Source organism: Actinoplanes sp. NBC_00393 (assembly GCF_036053395.1).
Lineage (GTDB): Bacteria > Actinomycetota > Actinomycetes > Mycobacteriales > Micromonosporaceae > Actinoplanes.
In genome coordinates this window covers 6,016,622-6,027,500 of the sequence record NZ_CP107942.1, presented here as the reverse complement: position 1 = coordinate 6,027,500, position 10,879 = coordinate 6,016,622, and the positions used below count along the sequence as shown (strand labels likewise).

Annotated in this window: 8 protein-coding genes, 2 rRNA genes and 1 pseudogene (1 of these 11 only partly in view); 8 read left to right on the top strand and 3 right to left on the bottom strand. The window is 72.0% G+C overall.

Features of this window, described 5'->3' with window-relative positions:
- Together OHA21_RS28055 and rrf are read left to right on the top strand one after the other, a co-directional pair.
- Positions 1 to 617 (top strand): 23S ribosomal RNA (locus OHA21_RS28055); it begins 2,495 nt to the left of the window's first position.
- A gap of 115 nt (positions 618 to 732) precedes the next feature.
- Positions 733 to 849, top strand: a 5S ribosomal RNA gene (rrf, locus tag OHA21_RS28050).
- Here the strand turns inward: rrf and OHA21_RS28045 are convergent.
- Positions 850 to 3,000 carry a hypothetical protein gene (locus tag OHA21_RS28045; RefSeq protein WP_328459794.1) on the bottom strand — a complete coding sequence of 717 codons (2,151 nt, stop codon included), beginning with the start codon at positions 2,998 to 3,000 and terminating at the stop codon, positions 850 to 852.
- Between OHA21_RS28045 and OHA21_RS28040 the strand changes: the two genes are divergently transcribed.
- Both OHA21_RS28040 and OHA21_RS28035 read left to right on the top strand, forming a co-directional pair.
- The gene (locus OHA21_RS28040) at positions 2,959 to 4,110 is read left to right on the top strand and encodes a tetratricopeptide repeat protein (protein WP_328459792.1); all 1,152 of its coding nucleotides are present in this window, start codon (positions 2,959 to 2,961) and stop codon (positions 4,108 to 4,110) included. The genes OHA21_RS28045 and OHA21_RS28040 overlap by 42 nt on opposite strands.
- On the top strand, positions 4,107 to 5,111 hold the full coding sequence (locus OHA21_RS28035; RefSeq protein WP_328459790.1) for an HAD-IIA family hydrolase: 1,005 nt from the start codon (positions 4,107 to 4,109) through the stop codon (positions 5,109 to 5,111). The genes OHA21_RS28040 and OHA21_RS28035 overlap by 4 nt, the downstream gene beginning before the upstream one ends.
- Before the next feature lie 63 nt (positions 5,112 to 5,174).
- On the opposite strand, the gene OHA21_RS28030 is transcribed toward OHA21_RS28035, so the two are convergent.
- Positions 5,175 to 5,462, bottom strand: coding sequence for a hypothetical protein (locus OHA21_RS28030; RefSeq protein ID WP_328459788.1), 288 nt, complete (start codon positions 5,460 to 5,462; stop codon positions 5,175 to 5,177).
- A gap of 125 nt (positions 5,463 to 5,587) precedes the next feature.
- Here OHA21_RS28030 and OHA21_RS28025 point away from each other — a divergent pair, with 125 nt between their 5' ends.
- Complete coding sequence (locus tag OHA21_RS28025) at positions 5,588 to 6,871, top strand: methyl-accepting chemotaxis protein (protein WP_328459786.1); 1,284 nt, start codon at positions 5,588 to 5,590, stop codon at positions 6,869 to 6,871.
- A gap of 42 nt (positions 6,872 to 6,913) precedes the next feature.
- Here OHA21_RS28025 and OHA21_RS28020 read toward each other — a convergent pair whose 3' ends face one another.
- Complete coding sequence (locus OHA21_RS28020) at positions 6,914 to 7,249, bottom strand: SCP2 sterol-binding domain-containing protein (protein ID WP_328459784.1); 336 nt, start codon at positions 7,247 to 7,249, stop codon at positions 6,914 to 6,916.
- A 95-nt stretch (positions 7,250 to 7,344) separates the two neighbouring features.
- On the opposite strand from OHA21_RS28020, the pseudogene OHA21_RS52805 reads away from it, so the two are divergent.
- The 3 genes and pseudogenes from OHA21_RS52805 to OHA21_RS28005 all read left to right on the top strand — a co-directional run.
- Positions 7,345 to 7,989: pseudogene (locus tag OHA21_RS52805) on the top strand (phasin family protein); the annotation flags it as partial.
- Positions 7,990 to 9,112: 1,123 nt separating this feature from the next.
- Entirely contained in the window at positions 9,113 to 9,940 is an 828-nt protein-coding gene (locus tag OHA21_RS28010) for a TlyA family RNA methyltransferase (RefSeq protein WP_328459780.1), read from the top strand.
- Positions 9,937 to 10,824 carry an NAD kinase gene (locus tag OHA21_RS28005; RefSeq protein WP_328459778.1) on the top strand — a complete coding sequence of 296 codons (888 nt, stop codon included), beginning with the start codon at positions 9,937 to 9,939 and terminating at the stop codon, positions 10,822 to 10,824. Before OHA21_RS28010 ends, OHA21_RS28005 begins: the two co-directional genes overlap by 4 nt.
- Positions 10,825 to 10,879: the final 55 nt, after the last annotated feature.

Below are 10,879 nucleotides of genomic sequence, written 5' to 3'. Positions count from 1 at the left end.
CAAAGGTTCCCTCAGCCTGGTTGGCAATCAGGTGTTGAGTGTAAGTGCACAAGGGAGCTTGACTGTGAGACTGACGGGTCGAGCAGGGACGAAAGTCGGGACTAGTGATCCGGCACTTGCGTGTGGAAGCGGTGTCGCTCAACGGATAAAAGGTACCCCGGGGATAACAGGCTGATCTTCCCCAAGAGTCCATATCGACGGGATGGTTTGGCACCTCGATGTCGGCTCGTCGCATCCTGGGGCTGTAGCAGGTCCCAAGGGTTGGGCTGTTCGCCCATTAAAGCGGTACGCGAGCTGGGTTTAGAACGTCGTGAGACAGTTCGGTCCCTATCCGCCGTGCGCGTTGGATACTTGAGAAGGGCTGTCCCTAGTACGAGAGGACCGGGACGGACGAACCTCTGGTGTGCCAGTTGTTCTGCCAAGGGCACGGCTGGTTGGCTACGTTCGGAAGGGATAACCGCTGAAAGCATCTAAGCGGGAAGCTCGCTTCGAGATGAGGTATCCCACCACCTTGAGTGGGTAAGGCTCCCAGCTAGACGACTGGGTTGATAGGCCGGAAATGTAAGCACGGTAACGTGTTGAGTTGACCGGTACTAATAGGCCGAGGGCTTAACCACCTAATACTTTGCGCTTGCGTCCACTGTGTGATTCACAGCAAACGAACAACCACCCCGGTAGTTCGGCCTCTAAAGGCCGGCCCGGGTTGCTGGTTTGTTCCACGCTGATGGTTGTTTCGGTGGTCATAGCGGTGGGGAAACGCCCGGTTACATTCCGAACCCGGTAGCTAAGCCCGCCAGCGCCGATGGTACTGCACTCGGGAGGGTGTGGGAGAGTAGGACGCCGCCGGACTCAACGTAACGGTCGAGGGCCGCCCCAGCTCGGGGTCGGCCCTCGACTGCTTTTGTGTGTCTGCCCCCTAGTAACTTTGTGTGTCGAGGCATGGCCGCCCGTACCGAGGGCCCGCCGCCGTACTGGAAGGAATGATCCGTGACTGAAGGACCGCAGGACGGCGGCTCCAGCAACCGCGACGACGATCGTCGTCCCGGCCGCGGTCGCGACGGCGACGGCGACGCGCGCCGCGGTGACCGCGGTGATCGGGGTGGCTACCAGGGTGGCGGTTCCCGTGGCGGGGACCGCGGTGGTTACCAGGGCGGTGGCGACCGTGGCGGCTTCCGTGGTGGCGATCGGGACCGGGGCGGTGACCGCGGTGGATTCCGTGGTGGCGACCGCGATCGGGGCGGCTACCAGGGTGGTGACCGTGGTGGCTCGCGCGGCGGCTACCAGGGTGGCGGCGACCGGGACCGTGGCGGCTTCCGCCGGGACGACCGTGGCGGCTCCCAGGCCGGCGGCGACCGTGGCGGTTCGCGCGGTGTAGAGCGCGGCGGCTACCAGGGCGGTGGCGACCGCGGTGGGTTCCGCGGTGGCGACCGGGACCGGGGTGGCTACCAGGGTGGTGACCGTGGCGGTTCGCGCGGTGGCTACCAGGGTGGCGGCGACCGCGGCGGGTTCCGCAGCGACCGGCCGCAGGGCGACCGTGGCGGTTACCAGGGCGGCGGCGACCGGGGCGGCTTCCGCAGCGACCGGCCGCAGGGTGACCGTGGTGGATTCCGCGGTGGTGACCGGCCGCAGGGTGACCGGCCCCAGGGCGACCGCGGTGGCTACCAGGGCGGCGGTGACCGCGGTGGGTTCCGTGGTGGCGACCGGGACCGCGGTGGCGACCGCGGTGGGTTCCGTGGTGGCGACCGGGACCGCGGTGGCGACCGCGGCGGGTTCCGTGGTGGCGACCGGGACCGTGGTGGCTACCAGGGTAGTGACCGCGGCGGTTCGCGCGGCGGCTACCAGGGTGGCGGCGACCGCGGCGGGTTCCGCAGTGACCGGCCGCAGGGCGACCGTGGTGGTTACCAGGGCGGCGACCGCGGCGGCTTCCGCAGCGACCGGCCGCAGGGCGACCGTGGCGGTTCCCGTGAGGGCTTCCAGGGCGGCGACCGCGGCGGGTTCCGTAGCGACCGGCCGCAGGGTGACCGCGGCGGATTCCGTGGTGACCGGCCGCAGGGCGACCGTGGTGGTTACCAGGGCGGCGGCGACCGTGGCGGATTCCGTGGTGGGGACCGCGACCGGGGTGGCGACCGCGGTGGGTTCCGTAGTGACCGGCCGCAGGGCGACCGGGGCGGCTACCAGGGTGGCGGCGACCGCGGTGGGTTCCGTGGTGGTGACCGGGACCGGGGTGGCTACCAGGGTGGCGGCGACCGGAACCGTGGCGGTGACCGGGGCGGCTTCCAGAGCGACCGCGGCGGCTTCCGTAGCGACCGGCCGCAGGGCGACCGTGGCGGTTCCCGTGAGGGCTTCCAGGGCGGTGACCGTGGCGGGTTCCGCGGCGGTGACCGGCCCCAGGGTGACCGTGGCGGGTTCCGCGGCGGCGACCGCGACCGGGGCGGCTACCAGGGTGGCGGCGACCGCGGTGGGTTCCGTGGGGACCGGTCGCAGGGCGGGCCGCGCGAGAGCTTCCAGGGTGACCGGGCGCAGGGTGGCGGCTACCGGGGTGACCGGCCGCAGGGTGACCGGGGTGGCGACCGCGGTGGATTCCGTGGTGGTGACCGGGACCGGGGTGGCTACCAGGGCGGTGACCGCGGCGGGTTCCGTGGTGGTGACCGGGATCGCGGTGGCTACCAGGGCGGCGACCGCGGCGGGTTCCGTGGTGGTGACCGGGACCGGGGCGGCTACCAGGGTGGCGGCGACCGTGGGGGCTACCAGGGTGACCGCGGTGGGTTCCGTGGGGACCGGGGTGGCGACGGTGGCTTCCGGCGGGACGACCGGGGTGACCGGGGTGGGTTCCGGGACAACGGGGCCGGCCACGATCGGCAGGACGAGCGGGACGCTGGGCAGCCGGTCTTCCAGGCGCCGGAGATTCCCGAGGACATCCAGGCGACCGACCTCGACCAGGAGGTTCGCGCCGAGCTGGTGGCGCTGGCGCGGGGCGTTGCTGACCAGGTAGCGCGGCACCTGGTTGCGGCCGGGACAATCATCGACGAGGACTCGGAGCTGGCTCTGCAGCACGCCATCGCGGCGCGCCGGCTGGCTTCCCGGATCGCGGTGGTGCGGGAGGCGGTGGGTCTGGCTGCGTACGCGGCGGGTGACTGGACGACCGCTATCGCCGAGCTGCGGACCTATCACCGGATGACCGGGCGGCAGACGCACCTGGCCGAGCTGGCCGACTGCGAGCGCGCTCTGGGCCGTCCGGAGCGGGCGATCGACCTGTTCCGCGGCGCCGACATGGCGACCCTGGAGAAGGCCAATGCGATCGAGTTGCTGATCGTGGCGGCGGGCGCCCGGGGCGACCTCGGCCAGCACGACGCGGCCGTGGCGATGCTGCAGGTGCGGGAGCTGACCTCGGAGGAGGACGCGGAGTGGGCGGCGCGGCTGCGTTACGCGTACGCGGACTCGCTGCTCGCGGCGGACCGCCGTGACGAGGCCCGGGAGTGGTTCGCGCGGGCTGCCGCGGTCGACGAGGAGCAGCTGACCGACGCGGCTGAGCGGCTGCTCGAGCTCGACGGTGTCTCCATCGAGGGCGACGACCTCGAGGACGAGGACGACGAGGAGACCGAGGTGGACGGCGCCGGCGACGGCCCGCGCGCCGAGGCCGACAGCGCCGCGGACGCCGACGACGCCGATGACCTCGACGACGAGTTCGACGAGGACGAGCGAGACGAGGACGAGCAGGACGACGTCCAGGGCGACGACCAGGACGAGCAGGACGGGGACGAGGACCGGCTTGCCGGGACCGACGTGAACACCGACCCGCTTGAGGGCGAGGCTCCGGGCTCGCGCGAGCCGGTGGCGGTGGCCACGGGCGGCGTGACCGACTCGCTGGAGAAGCCGGCGGCGGACGACGAGTCGGCGGACAGGGCCGGCGTCACCGACTCGGTCGGCGAGCGGGAGATCGCCGCGCCGGCCGGCAACGCGGCGCCGGCATCCGCCGGGGGTGTCACGGACTCGCTGGAGAAGCCGGCGGCTGGGGCCGAGCCGGCGGGGACCGGTGGGGTGACCGACTCGCTGGAGAAGCCGGGCGACGAGTTCACCGGGCGGGCCGGGGACGAGCGTCCGCAGGGATGAGTGATCACCTCGCCGGCGCCTACGACCTGGTCGTCTTCGACCTGGACGGGGTCGTCTTCCTGATCGACAAGCCGATCCCGGGAGCCGGCGAGGCGGTCGAGCGGCTGCGTGCCGACGGGACCGCGATCGCGTACGCGACGAACAATGCGTCGCGGCGCGGCACGGACGTCGCCGCGCTGCTGAACGGCATGGGTGTCAGCGCGGCGCCGGCCGAGGTGCTCACCTCGGCCGGCGCCACCGCGGCGCTGCTCGCCGAGCGGCTGCCGGCCGGTTCGCCGGTGCTGGTGGTCGGTGCGGACGCGCTGCGCGACGAGGTTCGCGACGCGGGCCTCACCCCGGTGGGCACGCTCGAGGACGAGCCGGTCGCGGTGGTGCAGGGGTACGGGCCGGAGGTCGGCTGGAAGAACCTGGCCGAGGCGGCGCTGGCGGTACGGGCCGGGGCGACCTGGTACGCGACCAACACCGACCGCACGCTGCCCAGCCCGCGCGGCCCGCTGCCCGGCAACGGCTCACTGGTGGCGGTGCTGCGTACCGCGCTGGACCGGGAGCCGGACGTGGTGGTCGGCAAGCCGCAGCCGGGTCTGTTCACCACGGCGGCGACCCTGGCGAGAGCGCAGCGGCCGCTGGTCGTCGGTGACCGGCTGGACACCGACATCGAGGGCGCGGTCGGCGCCGGCATGGACAGTCTGCTGGTTCTGACCGGGGTGAGCGGGCCGGCCGATCTGCTGGCCGCGCCGCCGGAGCGCCGTCCGACGTTCGTGAGCGCGGACCTGTCCGGGCTGTTCCGTCCGGCCGAGGGCGCGGTGGTGCCGGCGGCCGGTGAGCAGGCCGGTGGCTGGCGGGTCACCCGGGACGGTGAACGGGCGACTCTGGACGGGGCCGGTGGCCCGGTCGACGCGTTGCGGCTGCTCTGCGGCGTGACCTGGGACGGCGTGGCGGTGTCGGCGATCGAGGGCGCATCGCAGGACGCGCGGGAACTGCTGCGGGCCTGGGGCGTCTAGGACCGCAGGAAGAAGCGGGGACTGTGCTTTACGCGTACCCCCGCTCGGGCTTGATCTGTGTCTTTATCTCCGCGGGTGAATGCGCGTGATGTCGGCCATCAGGTGCCCGGCGCTGTGGGCGGCGTCGTCGGTGTGCCGTTCCGCCTCGGCGCCCGGTTTAGGGGTGTATCGGTAGCGACGGCGGGGCAGGGGCGCGTCGGGGTCGATGTGCAGCAGGCCGTCGACGAAGGCCGTCACGGGGCCGCTCATGTAGTCGAAGTCCGGCACGGCAACCTGCTCGCAGCAGTCGTGCAGGTCCGCGGCGGTCACCGTCTCGTCGATGCGCGGCAGGCCGGGGCGGGGACGTTTCATGATCCCTCCCAGATTTCTCGTCTCCGAACTCCATCGTTGCACCGTTCGCGGCTGCGGCCACCGGCCTTGCACCTTCTGCGCGATGTAGCGTTCACGGCCTCGCGGGGCCAGCCGATCAGTACTACGTGAGCTCTTTGACACTCCCGCGCGGCGCCCGGCTCTCCGAGGCGTCCTGGCAGGCCCGGCACCGGATCGTCAGCCGGCTCCTCTGGTTCCACGTGCCGGTGTTCCTGGTGGTGGGCATCCTGGGGCCGCGGCCGGTGTGGGAGGCGGTGGCGCTGACCGTCGCGGTGGCCGTGTGGGCCTCGCTGGCGCCGGTGGTGCCGTCGGCGAAGGGCAAGTCGTCGCACACCAGCGTCGGGCTGATCGCGTGCACGTTCGTGGCGATCGAGCTGACCGGTGGGGAGATGGCCACCCATATCCACCTGTACGCCGTACTGATCTTCGTGGCGCTCTATCAACAGTGGGCGCCGCTGGTCTCGTCGATCGGCGTGGTCGTCGTGCACCACGGCGTGCTCGGGCTGCTCTCGCCGGAACGGGTGTTCGGCGACCATCACATGGGCATCGGCGCGGCGATCGGCATGGTCGCCCTGCACGCCGGGCTGCTCGTGCTCGAGGTGGCCGGCATCGTGATCTTCTGGCACTTCGCGGAACAGGCCGAACGCGAGAACGAGGTCCTCGCCCAGCAGGCCGAACAGGCCCGGCGCGAGGTGGAACGGGCCGAACACGAGGCGCAGGAACGGGCCGCGGAGGAACTGCGGCAACGGTCCGAGGAGACCGCCGCGCGGGCCCGGCGGATCGTCGCGGACGTGGCCACGATCAGCAGTGAGGCGCATGCGGCGATCTCCGCGGTGGCGGCGGTGGACCGGGAACTGGCGAACCTCACCGAGTCCGTGCGGGGCATCGCCACCCGGTCGGCGTCAGCGGCGAGCACGGCCGCGGAGGGCAAGGACGCGGCCGCGTCGGCCGGGGAGAAGGTACGCAAGCTCGAACAGTCGGTGGGTGAGATCGCGGACGTCAACGCGATCATCGCGTCCCTGGCCGAGCAGACGAACCTGCTGGCGCTGAACGCCACCATCGAGGCGGCCCGCGCCGGTGAGCTGGGCAAAGGGTTCGCGGTGGTGGCCGGCGAGGTGAAGGATCTGGCCCGGGAGACCGCCAGTTCGGTGCAGAAGGTCAACCAGGTGATCACCGCGATCGTGGCGGAGACCGACGACGTGGCGCAGACCTTCGCGTCCACCACCGGGGCGGTCGACGGGATCCACGACCTGCAGCTCAACATCGCCTCCTCGGTGGACGAGCAGGCGGCCGTGCTGGCCGAGGTGACCCGTCAGCTGTCCACCGCGACGGCGGCGGCCGGGCAGGTTCTCACCGGGCTGGAGAAGTTGTCGGCCAACGCGGAACGTTGAACCTTCGACCGTTCCGTCGCGTACCTCTGAGCGCTGTCGTCGTCAGAGGAGCTTGCGGAGCTTGAGCAGGTCGAACGGGTTCGCCTTGATGGCGATCTGCCGCGTCGCGATGGCCCGTGTGACGTCCAGCTCGCCGCGGATCAGCTTGATCAGATCGTCGCTTGCGGCGATCAACGCGATCTTCGCCCGGGGGTCGTCGCCGTCGGCGATGTCGACCAGGCGGCCGCCGACCAGCCGGCCGTGGAAGGCCGTCTCGAGGTCGGTGACCCGGCAGGCGAGTGACCGGTCGAGGTCGAGCTTGCCCTGCGCCTCGGCGTTGCGGTCAAGTCTCGCAGCCAGATCGTGCAGCGCTTGGCGGCACTCGTCCACGGTGGCCATTCGCACCCTCCCTCACGACACCAGCACGGTACCTCAGGAAGTTATCGGGGGTGCCCGGTAGCGTGGCACCCGACGCGGCGAGAGGAGGCGAGATCATGGCGGATGCATGGCGGGCGTATCTGGACCTGGCGCTCGGGCTGACGGAGGCCCCACGTAAGAAAGCGCAACAGGTCGCCGGGGAACTGCTCAACAAGGGCGGTGCGACGGCTGCGCAACTGCAAGGACTGGTGGAAGACCTGGTCTCGGCCGGGGTGGCGAACCGCGAGGCGTTGACGAACATCGTCCGCTACGAGGTGGACCGGGCGCTCGGGCGGGTCGGTCTGGCCACGGTCGACGAGGTTTCCGATCTGACTACGCGCGTGCACGACCTGGAGCGGCAGCTGCGCGAGGCGCGGGCCACGACTGCGGAGGGCACGACCACCGGGACGCGGCTGGAGAAGCCGGCGCCGGTGCCGCGGCCGGCACCGGCCAAGAAGGCGGTGGCGAAGAAGGCGGTCAAGGCCAAGCCGAACGCGATGCCGGCGGCGGGGACCGGGCCGGCTGAGCCGTCCGGGAATGTCGAGGCGGCTTCGGCGGGGCCGGTTGCACCGGCCAAGAAGGCGGTCAAGCGGGCACCGACCAAGGCTGCCCTTAAGCGTACGGGTGACGCGGCTGCGGCGGCGCCGGCTGCTCCGGTCGCGTCGGAGGGGCCGGCTCCGGCTAAGCGGGCGCCGGTGAAGCGTGCGCCGGCCAAGAAGGCTGCGGTGACGCCGGCTAAGGCTGTGGGTGGTTCCGCGCCGGCCAAGGCTGCGGGTGGTCCGGCGGCGGCCAAGGCTGCGCGTGGCCCGGCGACCAAGGCGGCTGGAGGTTCGGCGCCGGTGGCCAAGCGGGCGCCGGCTAAGAAGGCTGTGGCCAAGCGGGCTGCAGCGCCGGCTACGGGGGCGGAGCCGGCGCTGGACCAGACGGCGCCGGCTGGGACTGCGGCCGCTCCGGTGAGCGTGGTGACGGAAGCTGCGGCGGCCACTGAGTTGCCGCCGGTGACTGTGCCGGAGCAGGCCTCGCGCGCGGCGGCTCCGGCGGTGGCCGAGCCGGCGAAGCAGACGGCCTCGGCTGTTGCTGAGCCGAAGCCGGCATCCGTGGCGGCTGAGTCCACGAAGCAGGCGTCTCCGGCGGCTGAGCCGAAGAAGCAGACGGCTCTGGCGTTTGTCGAGCCGGAGCAGGCAGCACCGGCCGCGTCGGCGGCGGCGCGCAAGCGGGCGCCGCGGAAGGCTGCGGCCCAGCCGAAGGGTGAGACCAGCACTGCGGCGGCGCCGCGGAAGGCTGCGGCCCGCAAGACGGCGGCCTCGCCGGCCAAGACTGCAAACGCGGCTGTACCGGCCAAGACCACGGATGCGGCTGCGCCGGCTAAGAACACGGACGCGGCTGCGCCGGCCAAGACGGCTCGGCGTGGTGCTGCGGGTCGGGCGCCGGCGAAGAAGGCGGCGCAGGTGCCTACCCAGCCGACGCCGGCGGAGAACGCCGGCCGGAACGAAACCCCGGAGGCGTGATCCCGTGACGTTCCCGAACTCCACACAGCCCGGCCCGCGTCCGGGTCCGCCGCCCGGCGGGTATCGGCCTGCGCCGCCGCCGGGTGGCTACCGGCCCGCGCCTTCGCCCGGTGTACAGCCGGGCGGAGTCGCCGGGAGCGTGGGCGAGCCCGGCGGGCCGGGTGGGAACGGGGAGGATACGGGGCATCCGGCGGTGGACGCGGTGTTACGGTCGCTCGCCAATGCCGCGCGGCTCGCGCCGGGGGAGCAGATTGCTGAGTACGAGGCCGCGCACCAGGTGCTCCAGGAGACCCTGGCGAGCATCGACCGCTGATACCCGTACGCAGAAGGATCTTTGATGGCCCGCCGTGCGCGACTGGACGCTGAGCTCGTCCGCCGCAAGCTTGCTCGTTCCCGGGAACAGGCCGCCGCGCTCGTCGCGGCCGGCCGGGTGCAGGTCCGGGGCATCGTCGCGCAGAAGGTGGCGGCGATGGTGGACCCGGCCGACCCGGTCGTGGTGACCGGGGAGGATCCGCAGACCGAGTATGTGTCCCGGGGTGGGCACAAGCTGGCGGGGGCGCTGAAGGCGTTCGCGGGGCTCGGCGTCGAGGGGCGGCGGTGCCTCGACGCCGGCGCCTCCACCGGCGGCTTCACCGACGTGCTGCTGCGCGCCGGGGCGCGGCAGGTGGTTGCGGTCGATGTCGGGTACGGGCAGCTGGCCTGGCCGATCCGCACCGATGAGCGGGTCGTGGTGCAGGAACGTACCAATGTGCGGACGTTGACGCCGGAGGCGATCGGCGGGCCGGTGGATCTGACCGTGGCGGACCTCTCGTTCATCTCGTTGCGGCTGGTGCTGCCCGCGCTGGCGGCCTGCACCGGGCCGGACGGCGACCTGGCGCTGATGGTGAAGCCGCAGTTCGAGGTGGGCAAGGAGCGGGTCGGCGCGGGCGGCGTGGTGCGCGACTGGCGGTTGCGTGCCGAGGCCGTGCTGGACGTCGCAGCTGCCGCCGCCGAGCTCGGTTTGGGCGTGGTGGACGTGACCGCGAGCCCGCTGCCCGGGCCGAGCGGCAACGTGGAGTTCTTCGTGTGGTTCCGGCGGGACGCGCCGCCCGCCGACAAGGCGCGTATCGAGGCGGTCGTCGCTGCCGGGCCCGCAGGTGGGCACCTCGACAAGGAGGAGAAATGACCCGCTCGGCCCTGCTGGTGACGCACACCGGGCGTCGGCAGAGTACGCAGCACGCCCGCGCGGTGGCGCTGGACCTGATCGCCGCCGGGTTCGAGGTGCGGGTGATTCTGGACGAGGTCGCCGACCTGGACATGCCGCCGGGAGTGAAACCGGTCGAGGGGCCGAGCGCCGCCGACGACGTGGAGATCGTGCTGGCGCTCGGCGGTGACGGCACGTTCCTGCGGGCCGCCGAGCTGGCCCGGCCGGTGAAGGCGCCGCTGCTCGGCATCAACCTGGGCAAGGTGGGCTTCCTCGCCGAGGCGGAGATCGAGCACATCGACCAGGCGGTGGCCGAGGTGGTGGCCGGTGAGTACCAGGTGGACGAGCGGCTCACGCTGGATGTGCGGGCGGAGTACGACGGGCGGCTGATCGCCGAGTCGTGGGCGCTCAACGAGGTGACTGTGGAGAAGGGGCAGCGGGCGCAGATGCTCGAGCTCCTGGTCGATGTCGACGGGCGGCCGCTGTCACGGTACGGCTGTGACGGTGTGGTTTGCGCCACACCGACGGGGTCGACGGCGTACGCGTTCTCGGCCGGCGGACCGGTGGTCTGGCCCGAGGTGGAGGCGCTGCTGCTGGTGCCGATCAGTGCGCACGCGCTGTTCAGCAAGCCGCTGGTCACCGCGCCGACGTCGACGTTCGTGCTGACGGTCGACCCGTACACGTCTTTTGCGGTGCTCTGTTGTGACGGGCGTCGCACCTGGGACCTGCCGCCGGGCTCGAAGGTGACGGTCGAAAGGGGTCAGCTGCCGGTCCGGTTGGTGCGGTTGGCGCCGCGTCCGTTCACCGACACGCTGGTCGCGAAGTTCGAGTTGCCGGTCGTCGGCTGGCGGGGCAATCGACGCTGATCTTCGGGGCGGCCCTGCTTACCCGCGGTGGGCATTTGTCGGTGGGTCCCGATAC